The organism is Paenibacillus sp. MDMC362 (assembly GCF_003269305.1).
Taxonomy (GTDB): Bacteria; Bacillota; Bacilli; order Paenibacillales; family Paenibacillaceae; genus Paenibacillus_AQ.
In genome coordinates, this window is the sequence record NZ_QLYT01000029.1 from 63,380 (window position 1) to 85,181 (window position 21,802).

19 protein-coding genes are annotated in these 21,802 nt (G+C 49.2%); all 19 read left to right on the forward strand.

Going from position 1 to position 21,802, the window contains the following annotated elements:
* The first annotated feature begins 37 nt into the window (after positions 1–37).
* The 19 genes from DP091_RS15175 (at position 38) to DP091_RS15270 (ending at position 21,500) form a co-directional block, all read left to right on the forward strand.
* On the forward strand, positions 38–1,210 hold the full coding sequence (locus tag DP091_RS15175; RefSeq protein ID WP_113059085.1) for a nucleotidyltransferase domain-containing protein: 1,173 nt from the start codon (positions 38–40) through the stop codon (positions 1,208–1,210).
* Between the two features lie 111 nt (positions 1,211–1,321).
* Positions 1,322–1,612, forward strand: coding sequence for a lasso peptide biosynthesis PqqD family chaperone (locus DP091_RS15180; protein WP_113059086.1), 291 nt, complete (start codon positions 1,322–1,324; stop codon positions 1,610–1,612).
* A 2-nt stretch (positions 1,613–1,614) separates the two neighbouring features.
* Positions 1,615–2,118 carry a lasso peptide biosynthesis B2 protein gene (locus DP091_RS15185; RefSeq protein ID WP_071219236.1) on the forward strand — a complete coding sequence of 168 codons (504 nt, stop codon included), beginning with the start codon at positions 1,615–1,617 and terminating at the stop codon, positions 2,116–2,118.
* Positions 2,115–3,920, forward strand: coding sequence for an ABC transporter ATP-binding protein (locus tag DP091_RS15190; protein ID WP_113059087.1), 1,806 nt, complete (start codon positions 2,115–2,117; stop codon positions 3,918–3,920). The genes DP091_RS15185 and DP091_RS15190 overlap by 4 nt, the downstream gene beginning before the upstream one ends.
* Positions 3,921–4,316: 396 nt before the next feature.
* The gene (locus tag DP091_RS15195; RefSeq protein WP_006207692.1) at positions 4,317–4,517 is read left to right on the forward strand and encodes a cold-shock protein; all 201 of its coding nucleotides are present in this window, start codon (positions 4,317–4,319) and stop codon (positions 4,515–4,517) included.
* Positions 4,518–4,617: 100 nt separating this feature from the next.
* The gene (locus DP091_RS15200; protein WP_071219234.1) at positions 4,618–4,860 is read left to right on the forward strand and encodes a cold-shock protein; all 243 of its coding nucleotides are present in this window, start codon (positions 4,618–4,620) and stop codon (positions 4,858–4,860) included.
* Positions 4,861–4,925: 65 nt separating this feature from the next.
* The gene (locus tag DP091_RS15205) at positions 4,926–5,153 is read left to right on the forward strand and encodes a helix-turn-helix domain-containing protein (protein WP_113059088.1); all 228 of its coding nucleotides are present in this window, start codon (positions 4,926–4,928) and stop codon (positions 5,151–5,153) included.
* 351 nt (positions 5,154–5,504) lie between these two features.
* Positions 5,505–5,963, forward strand: a complete 459-nt coding sequence (locus DP091_RS15210) for an Hsp20/alpha crystallin family protein (protein WP_113059089.1) — start codon at positions 5,505–5,507, stop codon at positions 5,961–5,963.
* Positions 5,964–6,119: 156 nt separating this feature from the next.
* Positions 6,120–6,824, forward strand: a complete 705-nt coding sequence (locus tag DP091_RS15215) for a PspA/IM30 family protein (RefSeq protein ID WP_181469822.1) — start codon at positions 6,120–6,122, stop codon at positions 6,822–6,824.
* 27 nt (positions 6,825–6,851) lie between these two features.
* The gene (locus tag DP091_RS15220; protein WP_113059091.1) at positions 6,852–7,883 is read left to right on the forward strand and encodes a TFIIB-type zinc ribbon-containing protein; all 1,032 of its coding nucleotides are present in this window, start codon (positions 6,852–6,854) and stop codon (positions 7,881–7,883) included.
* Positions 7,880–8,668 carry a TPM domain-containing protein gene (locus tag DP091_RS15225; protein ID WP_113059092.1) on the forward strand — a complete coding sequence of 263 codons (789 nt, stop codon included), beginning with the start codon at positions 7,880–7,882 and terminating at the stop codon, positions 8,666–8,668. The genes DP091_RS15220 and DP091_RS15225 overlap by 4 nt, the downstream gene beginning before the upstream one ends.
* A gap of 21 nt (positions 8,669–8,689) precedes the next feature.
* Positions 8,690–9,739 carry an SPFH domain-containing protein gene (locus tag DP091_RS15230; RefSeq protein ID WP_113059093.1) on the forward strand — a complete coding sequence of 350 codons (1,050 nt, stop codon included), beginning with the start codon at positions 8,690–8,692 and terminating at the stop codon, positions 9,737–9,739.
* A gap of 482 nt (positions 9,740–10,221) precedes the next feature.
* Positions 10,222–12,447: an AraC family transcriptional regulator gene (locus tag DP091_RS15240; RefSeq protein ID WP_113059095.1), complete on the forward strand. Its 2,226-nt coding sequence runs from the start codon at positions 10,222–10,224 to the stop codon at positions 12,445–12,447.
* Between the two features lie 174 nt (positions 12,448–12,621).
* Positions 12,622–13,557: an ABC transporter permease gene (locus tag DP091_RS15245; protein WP_113059096.1), complete on the forward strand. Its 936-nt coding sequence runs from the start codon at positions 12,622–12,624 to the stop codon at positions 13,555–13,557.
* 184 nt (positions 13,558–13,741) lie between these two features.
* Positions 13,742–14,608, forward strand: a complete 867-nt coding sequence (locus tag DP091_RS15250) for a carbohydrate ABC transporter permease (RefSeq protein WP_113059097.1) — start codon at positions 13,742–13,744, stop codon at positions 14,606–14,608.
* A 106-nt stretch (positions 14,609–14,714) separates the two neighbouring features.
* Positions 14,715–16,259: an extracellular solute-binding protein gene (locus DP091_RS15255; protein ID WP_113059098.1), complete on the forward strand. Its 1,545-nt coding sequence runs from the start codon at positions 14,715–14,717 to the stop codon at positions 16,257–16,259.
* A gap of 309 nt (positions 16,260–16,568) precedes the next feature.
* Complete coding sequence (locus DP091_RS15260) at positions 16,569–19,469, forward strand: DUF4855 domain-containing protein (RefSeq protein WP_113059099.1); 2,901 nt, start codon at positions 16,569–16,571, stop codon at positions 19,467–19,469.
* Between the two features lie 369 nt (positions 19,470–19,838).
* Entirely contained in the window at positions 19,839–20,027 is a 189-nt protein-coding gene (locus tag DP091_RS15265; protein ID WP_076322526.1) for a hypothetical protein, read from the forward strand.
* Between the two features lie 366 nt (positions 20,028–20,393).
* Entirely contained in the window at positions 20,394–21,500 is a 1,107-nt protein-coding gene (locus tag DP091_RS15270; RefSeq protein WP_113059100.1) for a BMP family lipoprotein, read from the forward strand.
* Positions 21,501–21,802 lie beyond the last annotated feature (302 nt).

The window sequence follows — 21,802 nt, forward strand, 5'->3', positions numbered from 1 at the left end:
ACGACGAACAAATTTACAAAGATAGGGGGTGGATACCTTGATTATTGAAGATGCCGTTAAGCTGGATTTGAGTGATATCTCCAAAGAACTATCTTTTTTACTTTATCTTCTCCGTAATAACACGCATGAAGAAATTCTCATAAAGCAATATGCATCGGATATCGATTGGGAACTTTTCATGAAACTCGCGCTGCACCACCGGGTTTATCCCCTTGTATATCTGCGGCTTAAAGGGATGAATGAATCACTGATTCCGTCTGATGTTATGACATCTCTCCAGCATCATTATCATAACAACGTGATGAAAATGCTGCATTTAAGCAGGGAAATGAGTCAGCTTTGCGAGGCGCTCAAGGATAATGGGGTGCGTACACTTTTGCTAAAAGGCCCAATACTAGCCACTCAGCTCTACGGGGATCTGGCACATAGGACTTCGAAGGATTTGGATATCTTGGTGGATGTGGATGACGTGGAGAGAGTTGAACGGGTGTTGGGGCAGCTTGGGTATGAGTTGCAGGATGAGCGTATATTGGAAAATTGGAAGAAAACAAGCCATCACTTCTCCTACGAACATAAGAAACATTCGACGCAGATCGAAGTTCACTGGCGTCTTAATCCTCATTATAATAAGTCATTTTCCTTTGATTTGCTGTGGGAGCGCAGGAATGATGTAATGCTGTCCCATCAGATTTATCATTATTTAGGAAATGAGGATTTGCTTAACTATTTGGCCGACCATGGCGCCAGGCATGGTTGGTTCCGGCTGCGTTGGCTGATGGATATTGCAAGACTGCTTCCCATGATAAACAGCAGCGATATGAAGGCCCACTTAGAGCGGTATGGGGGACAGCAATATGTAGGGCAGGCCTTCATTCTTTTATCACGATTGTTCTCGGTCGACATTCCGCACGATTTGACTGTATTGACGATGAACTCCAAAGCCCATCGCCTTGCACAAAGCGCTCTCTACTATATTAAAAGGATCGTCAAATTGAACCCGGTTCCGGAGAAAAGCGTGGCATGGCGTTATAACCGTTACCTTTTCTCGTTAATGACGAGAAAACAGAAGATTTTGTATATCTTGAATAAGTTTCTGCCTAATTCGCGGGACGCTTCGGTGCTGCCACTACCAAAGTCACTGCATTTTCTGTATTATCCGCTTCGGCCATTTCTTTGGTTCTGGCGTCGTATGAAACAACCGTCGATTTAAGGGTGCGCATTATCGCTTTTAACATTGGATCGTAAACCATTTCGTATAAGAGAGTAGCATCAGAATATTGCTCAGACCAGCTTATATAGCTGAAAAAAGGGGGTTCTAATCATGAGTACGGAATTAATCACGACAGACGCGCTTGTTGTGCAATCCGAAGGTTTCCTGGTCAGTGATATGGATGGCGAGAAGGTGATGCTGAGCATCGAAAACGGCAAGTATTATAATCTGGGACGGATTGGCGGGCGGATATGGGAACTTATTTCGTCTCCCGTTACGATCTCCAATATGGTGGATCAATTGGTGATGGAGTATGAAATCGAGCCGGAGCTCTGCGAGCAGCAGGTCCGATTATTTCTCAAGCAGTTAGCCGCGGAAGGCCTTGTTCAGGTGGATAAATAGCAATGAGCCTTTACCGGAAAGCACGCCGATTCATGTCTTATCCTGTTAGCATGAAGCTGATGTTGGCAGAAGCTTATGTTTATCTGGCCTGGGGAAGGGTGTTCAAGCTATTTCCTTTCCAAAAGGTATCTCCGTCTCTGGGAGAACATATGAAGGAGACGCCGTATGTGGGCTATACGGAGCAGGAGCTTTCGCTTGTCCGCCAAATCTCAAGAGCCGTACATACCATGAGCCGTGTCACATGGTGGGAAAGCCAGTGCCTGGTTAAAGCCGTTGCGGCGATGAAGATGCTGGAGCGAAGAGGAATTCCGAGTACGCTTTATCTGGGGAGCGGAAGGGACGATAAAGGAATGATGGTGGCCCATGCCTGGCTTCGCTGCGGCTCTTATATTGTAACGGGGAGAGAAGGTCACGAACGGTATGCCGTCGTCGGTATATTCGGTAAGGATACGAGGGCCGGAGACTTGAACTTGAAGCGGTCATCCGATAAGGAGTTTTTACATTGAAGGATCTCTTATATTTTATCCGTAAAATGCATGGGATGGCCGGGTTTAAGCTCTACCTCAATATGAGTATGATTCTGGTCATCAGTGTCCTGGACGGCATCGGCATCTATTTGATCGTCCCGCTTCTCGGGGTCATTGGCGTATTCGAGGCCGATTTGAGCGGGGTGCCGCTCGTCTCAACCTTGATGGACCTTGCGGGTTCATGGTCATTGCAGCTCAATCTGCCGATGGTGCTGGCCCTCTATGTTGTGATTGTGGGCGGGCAGGCCTTGCTGCAGCGCAGCCAGAACCTGTTAAATGCAAAAATACTGCAGCGATTCATTCGCAAACTGCGCATGGAAACGTATCAAGGGCTGCTGCATGCCAAATGGGAATTTTTCCTGCGCCACCGCAGGTCGGATTTCAACCATGTCATGACTAATGAGCTCGGGCGCGTGAATCAGGGCACGTTTCTGTTCCTGCAGATGGTCTCGTCTTTCTTGTTCACGGTTATTCAGATCGGTCTTGCCCTATGGCTGGCTCCGCTACTGACTCTCATCGTCCTGTTGAGCGGCGGGCTCCTTGCCCTGTTCGGACGCAGATTCATCCGGCGCTCGAAGCGGATCGGCGAGCAGACGACAGAGTTATCAAAATATTATTTTGCAGGCATCAGCGAACATTTCAACGGCATCAAGGATATCAAGAGCAACCGGTTGGAGCCGTTTCATATGAACTGGTTTGACAGGCTGTCGCGAAAGATGGAGCATAACTTCATCCAATTTGGCAAAATCAATTCCTTGTCCCAGCTGATTTATCGGCTCTCGTCCGTCTTGCTGGTTGCCGGATTTGTGTATTTGGCGCTGGAAGTGCTGCGTACGCCTGCCGAGCAGCTGCTGATGATCGTACTTATCTTTTCGCGCTTATGGCCTAGATTTATCAGCATTCAATCGAGCACGGAGCAGCTCGTGTCGAATTTCCCGGCCTTCCGGGCGATTCGTGAGCTGCAAGCGGAATACGAGGAGGACAGGGAAATCGCCGGATTGGTTCCGATGACAGACGCCCAGCGACTTCAGCTGCAGCGTGGAATCGATTGTCATCATGTGGACTATCGGTACGATGCCTCTAGCCCCGTCTATGCTTTACGAGATATCAACCTACATATTCCGGCCAATCGCATGACGGCCATCGTCGGCAAATCTGGGGCGGGCAAGAGCACGCTAATCGATCTTCTTATGGGACTGATCCAACCGGAGAGCGGTCAAGTTCTTGTGGACGGCGTGTCTATGGAGGACGAACGTCAGCTGATGTCACTCCGAGGGGGGATTGGATATGTGGCGCAGGATCCTTTTCTGTTCAATGAGAGCATTCGGGATAACCTGAAGCTGGTGGCTCCCGATGCCTCGGATAACGAGCTGTGGGAAGCGCTGAGGTTTTCAGCCTCCGATGAATTCGTACACGGGCTTCCGCTAGGCCTCGATACCGTCATCGGTGACCGAGGTATCCGGCTGTCCGGGGGAGAACGTCAGCGGATTGTGCTGGCCAGGGCTATCTTGAAAAAGCCTTCGATTCTGGTATTGGACGAAGCGACAAGCGCGCTCGACAGTGAGAATGAGCAGCGGATTCAGGAAGCGTTGGAACAGCTGAAAGGGAGCATGACGATTATCGTGATTGCTCACCGGCTGTCCACCATTCGCCATGCGGACCAGGTCATCGTGATGGAGCAAGGGCGGGTTATCCAGCAGGGAGGTTATCAGCAGCTGTCCCAGGATCAAAAAGGCACTTTCCGGCAGCTGCTCAGTTATCAGACAGGTGCTCAGATGTAACCCCTGATGGGACCGCATAATAATGCTGGTTCACAATACGTGTTAGAAGCTGCAATTTTCGGCCATTTCCCGGTATTCTGCCGGGGAATGGCCTTTTTTTGCGTAAACATGTCTCTTAGCTAGCAGATTAAACTGACCACCGGCCTTATCATCAATCTCCCCATTAGTGGGCATCGTTTAAATTTATTTTATCCATGTCTTTTCTTTATTTGGACTTTTAGAAATAGACGTTTGCTATTTTGGATCGATTGGGGTATAATAAGTTTATTGGGATTTTGACCTGAGATTCACATATTGCAGAGGGTTATTATTTTGATTAGGAACCTTGTGCAATATGTGAATTTTTTGTTTTTTAACCAAAAATGAGAAAATCATATAAATTTAGGAGGTGTTTCTATGCAAACAGGAACAGTAAAATGGTTTAACGCAGAAAAAGGCTTTGGTTTTATCGAGGTTGAAGGTGGCGAAGACGTATTCGTACACTTTAGTGCAATCACTGGTGACGGCTTCAAGTCGCTTGATGAAGGACAACGTGTTGAATTTAACGTAGTTCAAGGCAACCGCGGACAGCAAGCCGAGAACGTTGTAAAACTGTAGATTCGTGAAAAGATCCCCAAACGTACCGTTTGGGGTTTTTTTTATAATAGAGCTCAAGCAGCATGAAGGCGTTAAAAATGTAGCTAAAGGGGGAAGTTCATTGTCTTATTCTTGGAATAAACCACTGGAAAATCTGCCGGAAGAGATGACCGCGATCTGGTCTTGTACGAAGGAAGGGTGTAACGGTTGGATTCGAGATAGCTTCTCGTTCAAGGAAGTTCCCATTTGTTCACAATGCGCGTCGTCCATGGTCAGCAGCAACAAAATTCTACCGATTCTTGTTTCGTCGGATCAGCAAATAAAGCTTTACCGTAAGAATCAGCGCAAGGATACTAAATCGTAGGGAGCAGCTCTTACGGCTCCTTAACCATTTTGTTATTCGTTGCGTTAAAGAAAGGTTGAGATCTCATGCAGGTGTTCGAAGATTGGAATTTAAAGGTGAAAAAAACGTTTAATGCAACCAGTAATGAAGAAGTATTAACCGTTTCTGAGGCAGGTCAATTGTTGGGTTTGTCCAAAGATCAAATGAAAAGCTATGTCGATCAGAATAAGCTGACCAAAGTTCCGATCATGAGAAGCGTGCATCGATACCTTTTGTTGAAAAGTGAAATCGATCGTATTGTGAATAAACGGTAACCTCAGCTGTTTGCTGCTCTGGCAAAAGACGGTGTCGAGGCAATCTTTCATGATGTATCGACTATCCTCAGGCTCCCATATATATAATGTGAAAGGCACCCTAAGGGGTGCCTTTTTCATGCTACGAAGATTCGCTACGATCCGGGCTGCTTGATGACGGTAGAAACAAAATAGTCCAAAGGTCAAAAAAGGTCAAATCAAAAGATCGAAACCCATTCATTCAAAAAATCGGCTGAAAATACGCTATTTTAGTCCTGATTTCTTCATAATCGGTTTTGGCATTAATGCGTGCAAGGCATATAATAAAGGTGTAAGGTCAAACAAGGTCAAATAAGAAAGGGGAAATCTATGATGTTTGATTTGATGCCATTTGGAAAGCGCAGAGAGGATGCCTTCGGACAGTTGGTGAAGTCATTTCACGATGTCTTTCACGATGCGTTTCAAGATGAGGTGTTTGCACCGTTCAAAGGTTCGATGATGTCATTCAAAACAGACGTTAAAGAGACGGAGCGCGCTTATCTGGTTGAGGCGGAGCTTCCAGGCTTTCAAAAAGACGACATCGAAATCAGCTACGCTGACCCTTACTTAACGATCAAAGCCATTCGCAAGGAGGATAACAGCGTAGAGGATACGAAGCAGCAGATCGTCCGAAAGGAACGCCGTTATGGCGAGTATGTGCGCAGATTTTACGTGCAGAACATAGCCGAGGACCAAATTGTCGCTTCCCTGAAGGATGGAGTCCTTAAGCTTGACATACCGAAGCAGCCGAATCCCGGTAAGAAGCGTATCCAGATTCGGGATGATTTCTAATATAAACACCCTCCGATATTGGGTCGGAGGGTGTTTTTTTTGTTAGACATAGCAATAAATTTACATATATTCCATCGAATTTCGGCAATTGAAACCTTTTGTCGGTATATAGGGTATTATAGGTTAAATGTAAACTTTTCGAGGGGGACACTCATGGTGGGAATCTTATCGAGGTTTAAGGATGTTATGAAGGTGAATGTGAACGCGCTGTTGGATCGGACGGAAGATCCGGAGAAAACAGTTGATACTTATATGCGCAGCTTGAATACGGACTTGGGTAAGGTGAAAGCGGAGACTGCTTCCGTGCTCTCGAATGAGCGAAGAGCGAAGCGGGCGCTTGATGAGTGTAGTAGCGAGATCAAGAAGCTGCAGCGATATGCGGAGAAGGCCGTGGAAGCGGGAAATGAAGGCGATGCCCTGAGGTTCCTGGAACGAAAAGCGGCTCAGGCCGAAAAGCTTAGCGAACTGCAGGCAGCCTACGAATCGGCTTCCGCAAACGCCGTCAGGATGAAACAAATGCAGGATAAACTGGTGTCGGACATGAGTCAGCTGGAAGCTCGTTATGTGGAGTTGAAAGGGAAGATGGCGGCTGCCAAAGTCCAGCAGAATATAAACGCCGGCCATGCATCCTCGGGCGGTGCGAATGCGGCATTCAACACGATGGAAGAGAAGGCAAACCGTGCCTTGGATGAAGCGCTGGCCCTGGCCGAGCTTCGCGCCGGAGCGAAGGAAGACGATCTGGACGATCTGATCGCTGAATTGGAGAAGAATATGAAGAAGGACGGAGCTGCTCCAATGGAGACTCCCTCTGCCCAGGATGAACTGGAAGCAATCAAAGACAAGCTGAAAAAGAAGGAATAATCATTTCATTGTTATCGAGGTGAAGAAATGCCGGTTATCGAATATAAATGCCCGAACTGCGGCAGCAGCATGGTTTTTGACGGCGATACAGGAATGTTGTCTTGCTCGAGCTGCGGAAGAAAAGATAATATCGAGGAAATTCCCGACCCGCTGAAAAAGCAGGTTTTCGTCGAGAACGAAGTGAAGGAGTATCACTGCAACAGCTGCGGGGCCGTCATCGTGACAGAGCCCGAAACCAGCGCTACGACTTGCAGCTTCTGTGGATCCGCCGTTGTACTCAGCGACCGGCTGAGCGGTGAGTTGGCTCCGGTCATGGTCATCCCGTTCTCGATTACCAAGGAAGAAGCGATGAAGGCTTTCAAGAAATGGTGCAGGAACGGTCTTCTGACGCCAAGCGGATTTATGACAGCGAATCGGATCAAGGAAATTACCGGGATCTATGTGCCCTTTTGGCTATATGAGTTACATAATCGGGTTGAAGTTCATGGCCACGGCACCAAGGTGAGAACCTACACACAAGGAGATTACCAGTACACGGAGACCCAGCATTTCGATATCTACCGGAAGATTCGCTTGAACTATGTGAAGGTGCCGATCGATGCTTCGGAGAAAATGAATGATGAACTGATGGATAAGCTGGAGCCTTTCCCCTATCAGCAGCTGAAGGAATTCAAGACGCCTTATCTCGCCGGGTATATTGCCGAAAAATACAGCCATGATGAAGAGCAGCTTCTTCCGCGTGCCAAGGATAAGATCAGCTCCTACATTGATTCGTATATTTCGTCCGCGGTGTCAGGATATACAACCGTGAATTATACCAACAAGCGAATCGATACCACCTTGAAACAGGCCGATTATGTCCTCCTTCCGGTATGGATGGTGCACTATGATTACAATAAATCGGAGCATACCTTTGCGATGAATGGCCAGACGGGAAAAGTGGTCGGCAAACCGCCGATTAGCAAAGCAAAAGTGGCTGCGTGGTTTGCAGGCATTTCGGGCGTGTCGTTACTGTCATTGAAGCTGATCTCCTGGGCGATGGGAGGAGGTTTCCTGTGAGAAGACGATATGTGGTAGGGGCTGTTCTGTTCTTCCTGGTTGCCTACCTGATGGTTTCGGCCTTGATGGTCAAAGCTGCGGATGATAAGCCATTGATCTTTGATGAAGCCAATCTGCTCAGCCCGGAAGAACGGGATGAGCTGAATGCGATGGCGAATGAGTACGGTGCTGAACGTGAGACAGACTTTATGATACTTACGGTTAACAGCGTTTCGAATGACGATTATGAGACATGGACGGAAAACTTTTACGATGAGTATGCACCCGGGTATGACAGGCGGCACGGCAATACCGCCATTTTGACTATAGTACTGGATACGCGTGATGTTCATTTGGAAGGTTATTATAAGGCTGAGGAGTATCTGGACGCTGGTAGGCTGACCAAAATACGTAGTAAGATTACGCCGGACTTGTCCAACGGCAATTATAAGCAGGCTTTTGAAAAATACATCAAAACCGCTCATCGGTATATGGGCTTTGAGCCTGGCGTGAACCCCGATAATATCCTGTTTAACATTTGGTTTCAGCTGGGAGCTGCCGCTGCCATCGGCGCGATCGCCGTGGGAGTCATGGCTTACCGTTCCGGCGGACGGGTGACGGTCGATCGTCGAACTTATGAGGATACCAGCACATCGAGGATACTGAACCAAGAGGACCGTTATATTAGAACAACGGTAACGAAGCGGAAGATCGAGCGCAACACGAGCAGCGGCTCGGGCGGCGGAGGCGGAGGCGGCGTCAGCAGTGGTGGCCATTCGCATAGCAGCAGCAGCGGGAAATTTTAAGGGAAGGGATGGATAACATCGATGGGATTTTTCAAGAACCAATTCTCTAATGTGGTGGAATGGGAAGAGTTTAGGGACGATATGATTTTCTGGAAATGGAGCAACCGGGAGATTAAAAAAGGAAGCAAGCTGGTCATTCGCTCCGGCCAGGACGCGATTTTTGTCAATAACGGCAAGATCGAGGGGATTTTTGAGGATGAAGGCGTATATAACATCGACTCGGATATCATTCCGTTCCTTTCTACTTTAAAGGGATTTAAATTTGGCTTTAACAGCGGGATGCGCGTAGAAGTCCTGTTCGTTAACACGAAGGAATTTACTGTCCGATGGGGGACGCAGAATCCGGTCCTCATTCCGACGCCGCAGCTTCCGGGCGGTATGCCGATCCGTGCCAACGGCACGTTCAATTTTATAGTGAATGATTATGTGACGCTGATCGATAAAATAGCCGGGATGAAAGAAAGCTACTTAGTTGAGGACGTTAAGATCCGGATCACTTCGGTGCTCGATCAATTGTTGATGAAATGGATCAGCCGCGAAGGCAAGGACATGTTCAATCTGCAGGCGAACGCCTCCGATATCGCGAGAGGGATTCAAGAAGACCTTGATATGGAAGTGATGGACAATGGGATCACGATCACCGGCTTCCAGGTGATGAGCTTCAATTATCCGAAGGAAATTCAGGATATGATCACCAAGACGGCTTCCCATGAAATGATCGGCAATCTGCAAAAATACCAGCAGGTGAGCATGACGGATGGGATCGCATCCGGCAAGGTGCAAGGCGGCGGCGCGGCTTCGGATATGGCCGGCATGATGATGGGGATGAACATGGCCAATGAAATGATGAAAAATATGAATCAGAACCAGGATCAGAATAATCCAAACCAGAACAATCAGAACCGGAACAACCTGAATCAAGGCCAACAACCTCCGGCCGAGAAGGAGCCAGCCGCTCCCGCGGCCGCATCCTCTTCTGAAGGAAACAAAAAGCCCAACTTCTGCCCGAACTGCGGCGCGAAGAATGAAGGGGCGAACTTCTGTCCGAATTGTGGGCAGAAGCTGAGTTGAGTTGAGTTCAGCAGCATGAATAGATAGATGCGCAACTTTGGGATTTGACATCAAATTGATGTCACGGTCACGGTTAAAATGATGCAAATGGTCGGTTTCTTCTACTGAATATGAATTGCCCATAAGCAGCACTCCTCGCTCATAAAGCGGAGGGTGCTGTTCTTTTATGTACGCTCTATCCGTTATCGAGTTATGTATCTACCTTTCCGCAGATGAAATTGTCTATGGGACTCATCCCCTTCCGGACTATATAGAGATAAATGGACCGCACTTCAAGGCCCAGTTCGTGAGTGCCGTTATGCGGGTTGACGGACATCAAATCCCTTATTCCTTGGGCAGAAAACTAGGTGCTGCAGCGCGAATCCGGAGAAATAGAACTTGACGGACAAATGAGAACTAGGCAAACGGAAAAGGGGTGCATTATGATAGGACATATTGGTCGTAAGAGAACTCCTAAAGACGAAGGGGGACAGGGGGATACTATGTTCAGATCGACATCCTGGCGCATATTTGTGATAAGCGGCATCTTTTTTGCAATCACCATCATACCGTTCTCGTTGTTTCTGGCCAACCGATTTTCTCATTTCGCTTATTCCCAGGTGGGGACGTTCAATCAGGACCGCATTAACGAAATGGCGGAGCGGGTCGAGTACATTTTGGCCAAGCTGAAATGGTACAGTCTGACCATGTACGAAGACCGTACCGTGCAAAACTGGATGTATGCTTCCCCCGACAATCTGCTGCAAAACGCCAGCACGATGGGGGTGTTGACGAAATATTTATCTAATGAACCTTATATTGAAACCGCTTACTTATTTAGCTTCCGTAAACGTGAGGTGATCGACTCCAAAGTTGGATTACTTTCGTTCGAGGAATTTGCCGATCAGCCGATGCTGCAGCGGATTGAGCGTACGCCAGGGACCTTCCTGCGCTATTTTGATCACCAGATAGGAAACAACACGTATTTGGCGCTTCAGCTTCCTTCGGCTCCTGTGCAGAAAAACCGCGACGGGTATCTTGTCGTCCTGTTCGACAAGAAGGAGCTGCAGAAGCATTTGATCTCAAACGATGAAAGAGCGGATACGCTGCTTTCGATCGTGGATGATCGAGGAAGATTGATTCTGGGGGAACAGGATGAGCGGCTCGAGGAGTCCATCGATAACATCCAACCGGGGCTGAAGCAAGGTTCATTCGAGTTGAACAGAGCGGGAGGGGCAGCGTTCGTTAACTATGCTCGGATGGAATCGCCAGAATGGACCATTATATCTGTTACTGAAATGAAGCAATTCCGCGAAAAGGCAGGGGCGTTCAAAACAGTCATCATCACCTGCTCGCTGCTGCTGCTTATCGCGCTGCTTCTGGTCGCCTATTGGAATTCGCGCCGTTTCGTCGGGCCGTTCCGCCGGCTGGCGGATCAACTGCAGCGGAAGCTTGGCGTGAAGGGGGAGAACGATTACGGTGTCATCGAGCAGGGCGTCGTTATGCTTCGCGATCACTATCCGCTGATCAAGACCGAATATTTGCGGCAATGGCTGCTGCAGGGACGGCTGACCGACAGCGCCAGAGCGGCGCTTGTCCGCGAATCGTGCCTGCTTGACTATGATTGGCTTCGATTGGCTGTGATCAAGGTCGATTCTTATTACGAGATATCCGAGCGGTACGATTTCGTCTCTCGCAAGCTGCTTAAGTATGCAATCGGCAATATCGCAGAGGAGCTGCTCGGCACACCTGAACGGCCGATTGAGGTGGTCGATTTTGGCACGGACCATCTGGTCGTGCTGGTTGGCGCCGCAAGCTCCTCCCCTGATCCCGAGTTGACCAAAGAGTTGAAGGAGCTTAGCCGTCAAGTCACCCGTTACGTCAAGCTGGACGTGACGATCGCCGAAAGCACAGCGCGGCACGTGCATGACGATTTGCGCAAAGTATACGACGATATGAACGAGCTGACATTATTCAAGTTTGTCAGCGGTGATGACAAAATCTACGTCGAACAAGACTTTGAACGGTATGCCGATTTACAGGCGCCGATCGACTCCGCCGTGCATGAAAGCTTGATCCAGACGATTCGAAGCGGCCAAGAGGAGAAGGTGCTGGCCATGCTGGACGAGGTGTTCACGCGCCTGCAGACGATGAAATATACCGAGTGCCAATTCCAGCTGAAGCTCCTTCTGTTTGCGATCGTCAAGTCGTTCAGCAAAGTGATGTCGATCCAGAGTGTTGAAGGGATTGAGCGCCACTTGAGGCAGTTCGTTACGCTTACTGATGTTCATGGATGGTTGAAGGAAGAGACCGGGCGGATGATCCGGCAGCTTAGCGATCAAAAGGGATTCAATCGCAAGGAAAAGCTGGTCAGGGAAATCATCGAGTACGTCCGCTACCATACCCATGACCCGATGCTGTCGGTAGACGATATCGCTGACCATATCGCTTTGTCGGCGAAATACGTCCGGCAGCTGTTTCACGAACATTATGGCATGCCTCTATCGAATTTCATCTTGAACGAGCGGCTCGGGAAGGTTAAGGAGCTGCTGGAGCAGACCAGCATGCAGGTCACCGAGATTGCAGAGCAGTCCGGTTTTCAGACGAAAAGCCACTTTTTCACTGCATTTAAAAAAGCGACCGGTATGACGCCAAGCCAATACCGCGATAGCAAAGCGGGCGAGCGGATGGAGCGGACGCGGGAGATAGCCGGGAACTCTGCGAATTAGAAAGGTCAGCGGGCGATTGAGAACCGGCCAGACCAATAACAACCGGCCTAACGCTCGCGAATCGGCCGCGCGAGAACCGAATCCGGCCAATGAGAACTAGGCAAGCAGAAGCCGTGAATGCTACGATGGCTCCGTTCGAATCCTGCAAGCCGCACAAGAAAGGAGGGACGCTCTTTGGAGCGACGTAGAAGGTTCGGCGGGTCGTTTGTGCGCGAGCTGTCGCGGAACCGGTATTTATACTTGCTGGCGCTGCCCGGCATTGCGTTTCTGGTCGTATTTGCGTATATGCCCATGGCTGGTCATCTGCTCGCCTTCCAGGATTACCGGCTATCCGATGGAATATGGGGGAGCGAATGGGTCGGATTTAAGAACTTCGAGTTTTTTTTCAATGGGAAAGACTGGCTGCGGGTGACGCTGAATACCGTTTTCCTGAATGCACTGTTTCTCGTAACCGGTCTCGGCAGCGCGGTCGTGCTGGCTATCTTTCTGAACGAAATTCGTAACCGACTGTTCAAGCGAATCACGCAATCGTTTATTTTTTTACCGTATTTCATTTCTTGGCTTGTCGTCAGCATGATGACGTTGACGCTATTCAGCACATCCGAGGGGCTCATTAACCGCGCGCTTGCCGCCCTTGGCTACGAGGGAGTGGACTGGTATTTGACGCCTGGCGTATGGCCGTATATCTTAACCGTCATTAGCGCCTGGAAGATTGCCGGCTATAATTCCATTATTTTTTTGGCCGTCATTACGGGTATCTCCTCGGAATATTACGAGAGCGCCCGAATAGAAGGCGCCAGCCGGATGCAGCAGATGCTCTACATAACGCTGCCGTTGATGCGGCCGACCGTGATGATATTGGCGCTGCTTGGCATTGGTCGTATTTTCTACGGCGATTTCGGCATGATTTACGCGATCATCGGAGATAACGGCATACTTTTTCCAACGACAGATGTCATCGATACGTATGCGTTTCGTGCGCTGAGGCAGCTGGGGAATTTCAGCATGTCCGCTGCTGTTGTCGTGTACCAGTCCTGCATGGGGCTTGTCACGATTCTGATCTTCAATGCGATCGCGCGCAAGGTGGACGCGGATTCAAGACTATTCTAAAAGGAAGGTTGGGCGAGTTGGCATGAGGCCGGATTCGGGCTTTTCGATCGCTGTTGTTCCCGAATCGTTATGATCGTATAGGCTCGTTAAGCGGATACATTCGGGAACAAAGGTGACCACCTGCGTTTCTCCAGCTCCGAACCGGCCCTTTGCTTCAGTCCCAGCCAGTTAAGGTGTGATCGAAGTGAGAGAACGGTTGTTTCTTGTTTTGATGTACGCGGTGCTGGGCGCTTTTGCGCTGTTTTGCTTCATTCCGTTCTGGATTGTGTTCATCAACTCGTTCGCCGATGAATCGCTTCTGCAGACGGCGGGGTACCAGTTGCTGCCGAGCAAATTCAGCCTCCATGCGTACAAATTTTTGCTTTCCGGCAAGCAGGTGCTTCTAAGCTACGGCATTACGATTATCGTGACGATCGCCGGCACGGCCCTGGGCGTACTCTTGACAGCTGCCTATGCGTACACGCTAAGCCACCGGAAAGTGAAGTACCGCCATATTTTATCGTTTTTAACCTTTCTGACGATGTTGTTCGGCGCAGGACTTGTCGGCTTTTACATGCTGATCGCCAACTGGCTGCAGCTGAAAGACTCGGTCTGGGCGCTCATTTTGCCCTATCTGCTTAATCCGTTCTATGCCTTCATTCTTGTCTCTTACTACCGGACGCTGCCGTATGAATTGAATGAAGCTGCGACTGTGGACGGCGCCAATGATCTCTATATTTTCTTTCGCATCATCTGGCCGATTTCGCTGCCTGTTATTGCCACGGTGAGCCTGTTTTACGCGCTGCAATATTGGAACGACTGGTACTTGTCATTGCTGTTTATCGACAATCACAAAATGCTGCCGCTGCAGATGATGATCCGCCAGCTTATGTCCAATTTGAATGTTATGGCTTATGTGAGCGGGAGCCAGACGCAGTACAACGTCGTCGTGCCGACCTATGGCATGCAGCTGGCGATCGTCTGCGTTACCATCGGCCCGATCGTGTTCGTCTATCCCTTCATCCAGCGCTTCTTTATTAAAGGTTTGACGCTTGGTTCGGTAAAAGGGTAGAGCGGCAAACGTGAAGGCGTTTGGCCGGTTCGAGCTTTCAATCGCTGCAGTTTATGAACCGGCTCATCTGCCTATTTTCTCTATTATTGATTCAGGGGGAATGACTATGAAAAAGCTATTGCCCATCGTGCTCGTGTTGTTGATCGCGCTCATCGCGATTGCAGGTTGTTCGGGCAAGAACGAAGGGGAAGGGAAGACGCCCGGACCGTCGGCCCATACCGGAGACAGCGCCGGCGGTGACGCCAAACTTGAAGAGGTGACCCTGAAAATCATGATTCCCGGCGATCGGCCGTCGGATATGGATATGGTCATCGCCGAAGCAGAGAAGCGAATGAAGGATACGATCAACGTCAAACTCGACGTCGTCTTCGTACCCTGGTCCGATCTGGCGCAAAAGACACAGGTGACGCTTGCTTCCGGCGAAAACATCGATCTCATCTTCGATGCGCCATGGCTGCATATCAACCAAATGATCGCTAACGGATTCTATGAACCGCTGGACGACCTGTTGGCCCAGTACGGCCAAACGGTGCTCGAGAAACGGCCGCAGCAAATGTGGGATTACAACAAGTACGGCGGCAAAATTATGGCCGTTCCGCTCGGCGTCAGCTACATGTCCGGCAATTCCTACATGGTGCGCAAAGATATTCGCGAGAAGCTCGGCGTACCGCCGATTAAAACCTATGAAGATTTGATCGCTTTCGCCTACAAGGTGAAAGAGCAGGAGAAAGGCATCATCCCGATGACCGCAGGCTCCGGCACTTATACATTTGTCGCTCACCATGCGCTGAACGATTACGAAACCCATGTCAGACCGACCCACGCCCTGGGCAACAGCCTGATGCTCTATTACAAGAACAATGACGGCAAAGTTTACAATTTGCTGGAGGATCGGGAACCGATCGAAACTTGGCTGGCGAACACGCACAAATGGTTTAAAGACGGACTGATCTTCAAGGACATTTTGACGACAAAAGATTTTCATCAGCCGATCTCGGCAGGCAAAGTGGCGATCGTCACGAACGGCGCGTTCGGCATCGGCGATTCCCTCAAGAACACGTTAAAGAACAATGTGCCGGACAGCGAGCTGGAGACGGTCACCTTCTTTAATCCGGAGAAGGGCGCGAACATCACCGACTTCAAACAGTGGAACTTTCTGGCCGTTCCGAAGGTAAGCAAGAATAAGGAGCGGGCGATTATGTTCCTGAACTGGGCGAATGAGAAGGAGAACTACGACCTGCTTTCTTACGGAATCGAAGGGAAGCATTGGGAAGCGGTAGGAGAGGACAAAATGAAAACCCTGGATACAGCTGGCTATTCTGCATTCGGCTATGTTTGGCTGTGGAATCCCGTCGATGAGCGGAGTGATGTGAAGGGCGAGAATGAGGAGTTGAACGCTGTGCTTAAGGATGCCGACATGTTCACGACCGATATTTTGGCCGGCTTCGAATTTGACAGTACCCCGGTGCAAAACGAGGTCAGCCAGTACAATACAGTCGACGGGCAATACTACACGGCGCTGTTTAACGGGGTTATCGATCCGGAAGATACATTGAAACAATTCGAAGCGGAAGCCGGCCCTGCCCTCAAAAAAATTCAGCAGGAGCTGCAAAAGCAGATTGATGAGTTCCTGGCGGCAAAGGCGAAGTAGACCAGAATCACCTGAACACGGATAAACCGAAGTTTGCTTATCCATGCTTCCGATCGCCCGAAGTGCGGAGTGTTTGGCTGCGCTGTACTCCTGCTGTTGTCCACTGGAAACTTCGTGCCGCTGGCGGCACTGGATGCGGCGGTGACGGCTTCCTCTTCGGAGGAAGCCGATCTTATACGCCTTGCTGCTTGCTTATGGCGGAATTCGCGAAAGGGGGGATTAAAATCTAGCGTTCACCCGGAACAGAAATAAGGGTTTAAAGTTTTTGATATTTCTGTACTCGAGAATAAAGAAAAGGAGCTGGTCTTGATGAATTTCAATAAAAAATGGTTATCCGGATTAATGACAGCCGTATTACTACTGACTCCGCTCTCTGCGGTTCAGGCGAAATCGCTTGTTCCGGATGTGGCTGTCCAGCAGGCGGCAGGTGCAGACCAGATAGAAGCAGGAAAGGATACAGGTCATCCACAGGTCGAACTAGATCAACTGACGGATGCTGGTGAACCTGCAGCGGAACAGGCACCACAAACAATAGACGAAAATCAAGCGGCAGCATCTTCGGCTGTGCAGGAGACGCAATTCCGCAATCTCGCGGCAGGCCTTCCGTATGAATGGTCTGAAGCTCCGGAAGCTTCGCATCCCGATGACGGATACAAGCTCACGGACGGAACATACGGCGCATTGGATATGAACGACCCGGCATGGGTAGGACATCTGCGCGGAAAGACGCGCGAAGTCGTGTTCGATCTCGGTGAGGAAAAGTCCATTGGAAAGATCACGGCTAATTTCTTTCAAGATTTTCCTGCGAATTCGATTCTCGTGCCGCTGTCGGTATCGATGTATGTCTCCGACGATAAGGAAAATTGGGGGCTGCTTTCCCATAACGCTACGCAGCTTCTGTGGGGAGAAGGACCGCCCAGACAGGAGACCTTTGAATGGGATGGCAGCCGGGATGGAATCAAAGGCGGGAATACGGATGACAAGCTGGCTTATGCCCGTTATGTGAAGGTGACCTTTTATATGCATCCTACACAGTGGGAATATATTGACGAAATCGAAATTATGGGTATGGACGGCAAGATTGAAGGGGCGGTAAAGGTTCCTGCCGAGCAGCCTCGTTTTTTGGAGTCGGGGGAAGCTACGGCCGGGATCCGGAATCTGAATCTGCTGTATAATGGACAATACGCGAATGGTTTGGGCGATTGGAAAAAGGAACGGATTATCCCTAATATCAGTTATGTAAATAAAGACGGCGAGCCGGTCGATTGGCTTTATGACGGCGTTCTATATCTCGGGATTGCTTCGCCTGCCGGTCGCGATTTCGGTCAGGGACAAACGAACCTGGACGATTGGAAATGGTATTTGGATAAAACCTTTGCAGCCACGGGCGATATGCAGCAGTTGAATGAGGCTGCCAAGGAAGTTGGGGCCAAGCTGAAACAGTCCGATCATCAAGTCAAGGTTGTGTTAATGATTCCGAATCCAGGGGAATCCTTAACCGATTTTGGCGACATTGACGGTAGCGGTTCCTTAAATTTCAACGACTCCGTCGTAGGCAAAGAAAAAGCTTCTGAAAACAGAGGAAAAGCGGTGCAGTGGTGGCTGGACCAGACCCGGCAAAGATGGCAGGCTGCCAACTACTCGAATCTTGAGCTTGTCGGCATGTACTGGATGCCGGAACAAATCGACATATCCGAATCGGGACCGGACATCGCTCGCATGGTGTCGGATAAAGTGCATGCCATGAACATGAAGGTTTTCTGGATTCCACACTCCTATGCTTACAAAATGTTTATGTGGAAAGACGTAGGGTTCGATGCCGCGGCGCTTCAGCCTAACTATTTCTTCGGCGGAATGGATTCCGACCGTCTGGACGATGCTACGGATACTGCAAAGCGATACGGAATGGGGAACGAAGTTGAATTTGATGACGGAATGCTGACAGATCCCGTACTTCGTCAGCGTTTTGTCGAATACTTGGATAGCGGCGTCAGATCCGGTCTGATGCAAAATGGCTTCAGAGCTCACTATCAAGGCAATAATGCAGTATACAACTTAGGGGTAAGCAAGGATCCAAGTTTGCGTTTAATGTATGACTGGCTGTACCAGTATTTGAACGGAACGTACGCCATCGATAGCAGTCCGGCGCCGGAGACGATGGCGGAGGTTGTACAGCGTTATGTCGCATCGAACGAAATCAAGCCGGCTTTTGGTAATGATTTGACGTATCGATTGCAGACCATCAAACTTCTTCTGGACGATAACAAGCCGAAGGAAGCCGTGACGTATATGCAGGATTTTCTCGCGCACATTCACGACCCGGCCGTCCAAGCGCAAGGGTTGATTTCGGTCCCGGCCGCAACGGTGCTTGATTCCTACGCCCAAGTTCTCATTCAAACCTGGTCTGACGGAGGGGGACTCAGCAATCTGGTTCTTGGCCAAAGCTATACAATTTCACAGCAGCCTAACAGCAACTATCCTGATTCCGGGAACGAACTTACGGACGGCCGATTCGGCGGGACGGATTACCGCACCGAGCAGTGGCAGGCCCATGCGGGAAGCGACTACCCTGACGAACGAAGCCGCACCATCACATTTGATTTGGGCAGCAACAAATCGATCGGGGCCATTAGAGCCCATTTTCTTCAGGATAAAGGGCCTGGCATCTATTTTCCTCAGAACGTCACTTTTTCCGTTTCATCTGACGGCGAATCCTGGAGCACGCTGGCAACCGTTTCTCCGCCACCGGCACAGGATGCTGCCTCGGCCGAGTTCGTGGGTTGGAGGGGAATAACAGACGGCGTGCCGGGGAAAGCGGGAGCCGATCAAGTATCTGCCCGCTACGTTAAAGTCGAATTCCCGGTCAACGTCTGGGTCTTCTTGGATGAAATTGAAGTTCTCGGCATTGACGGCCCGGCGGGGGGTGGCATTGCAATCGACGGCGCGAGAGCCATGGTGGATGCCGCTGCGAAGAAATTGACGATCGACGGGCTGGTCGTGAACGGCAGCCAGTCCCAAGTGAATTTGAAAATACTCGATTCGAAAGGGAAGGTTCGCTACGAAGGCCAGACGACCAGTACAGAAACGGGAAGTTTCGAATTCATGATTAAGCTTACCGGCAATTTAAAGGGAACCTGCGACGCCTATCTGTCTATGGATGGAATGTCGGCTCCCGTTAAGATTTCATTCGAATACAACAAGAAGGACTGATAAGTTATTCCAGACGAGCTCAGATTTCGATGGCATGTGGCCTGATTTCCTAGAAGTAGGATGAGGGGCATTCCATCACAAAATTTTGCCGTGCCACATTGATACACGATAACTAATGTTTCATAAAAAATGCCATGGTCGCAGCGCGAGATTTCCACGTTGTGATCGTGGCTTTTACTTTGAATCGGTATTGCTGAGCGCATGAGGAATATGAGACGCATCTCAATGTTAATGAACACATCTAATATAATGAAGGAGATTAATGTAAACGCATACTTATTCATGGTATAATGCATCTAATAGATTAGGCGATCTTAGTGATTTGGGGTTCTTATAATGCTGTAAATCTGGCTTGGGGGTGTTGCGAGGATGAGAAGGTATAGCGTGTGGCGTCCAATTATGCTAATTGCGGTGGCGCTGCTTACGAACAGCTTGGTTACGAATTTGGCGGGTGTATTTGGCATGACGCCGGAGTCGGCAAGCAGTTTAGGTGTAGTCGCCATGATTATTGCCGGATTAATTACGTATAATCGCATGATGAAATCCCGTCGCAAATGAATAATCATTCATAGCATTCATCGAAATGAGCAGCATGTTTGTAAGCACCTTGCCGAGGTGCTTTCTTTTCTAAAGCACAGTTATTTTTTTCCAAATGGAAGGGTCTGATCACTTGCACGCTTGGCGTATCACACCCGCTGTAACTCCCATGTTATCTATAAAAACCGTGATATCAACCGCGTGTTAACTGGGGGTTCCTATATCTACTAGAAATGGAATAAAACATGTCTTAAACGTTTCACCGCGGCACAGATGCAGTTTGACAGATTCACCCAAATTTATGTTGAAAAGGGTCTGTTTTATTAATATATTGTAAATAGCGCGAATCTAGTATTCGGGCATATATACCTAGGAGGGTTATCCTTAATGAAAAAAGGGGTCATATCTTTAATCAGTTTGGCGTTATCTGTCACTATGCTGGCAGGTTGCGGCGACAAACCAGCGTCGGAACCAAGCGGCGGCGCAGGCGGCGACGCACCTAAGGCAAACTTCAAGGTAGGGATGGTTACGGACGCAGGAACCATTGATGACAAGTCGTTTAACCAAGGAACATATGAAGGTATCGTGAAGGCCAACGAGGACTTCAAAATGGAGTATAAATACCTGAAGCCGGCCGGAACGACAGAAGCCGACTATTCAAAAGAGATCGGAAACCTGTATGATGCTGGATTTAAGTTCATTGTAACCCCAGGCTTCAAATTTGAAACAGCCGTGTTTAAAGCACAAGACAAGTATAAAGATGCTAAATTCGTTATTATTGATGGAACGCCTCATTCCGGCGACAGCAATCCAGTCGTTAAGGAAAATACCGTATCCATCTTCTTCGCTGAGCAAGAGTCCGGCTTCCTGGCTGGTGTAGCGACTGCGCTTCATGTGAAGGATGGACAAGCTGGATTTATCGGCGGCATGGAAATCCCTCCTGTACAGAAGTTCAACTGGGGCTTCCAGCAGGGTGTAGCTTATGCCAACGAGAATCTCGGCACGAAACTGGTAATTAACAAAGAGAACGTTGTCTACCAAGGATCTTTTGACGATGTTGCAGCAGGCAGCCAATTGGCGGCTCAAATGTATGACCGCGGCGTGAATGTGATCTTCGCAGCAGCAGGCGGCGTGGGCGTTGGTGCGATTAACGAAGCCAAGACTCGCGTACAGAACGGATCTGAAGTATGGATCGTTGGCGTAGACGTTGACCAGTATCAAGATGGCGTATATGAAGGCGACAAATCCGTTGTCCTGACTTCGGCCGTGAAGAAAATCGACCATGCGGCTTACGATATGATCAAAGCTGAAATGGAAGGTAAATTCCCAGGCGGACAGACACTTACGCTGGATGCAACTAATGACGGCGTCGGTCTTCCTGAGAAGAACCCGAACCTGAGCGATGACGTTCTTAAGCAAGTGGACGAAGTGTTTGGCAAAATCAAAGCCGGCGAAATTAAAGTAGCCGCTGAGCAAGGCGATTTGATTAAGTAATCCAAGATACCAAGGTCATCTACGACGTGGATAGACTTATAAGCAGCGATACTGCATGAAAAAAGACGGATTCCCTCCGTCTTTTTTTAAGGTATTAGAATTTATAAGTTATTTCAGCGAAGCGTAAGCAATGCTGTAATCGCATTTATATGTTTTGGAGCCCCCGCAAAGGATTTGGAACAAGCATCGAAGCATAGGCTCCACTTTGTGGGGCTATTTTAGGTATCAGACCGTATCACCGGCGCAAGCGATTGCATCCTGATATTGAATGGAGAATGATCTCTATGGAACTGCGTTCTGCT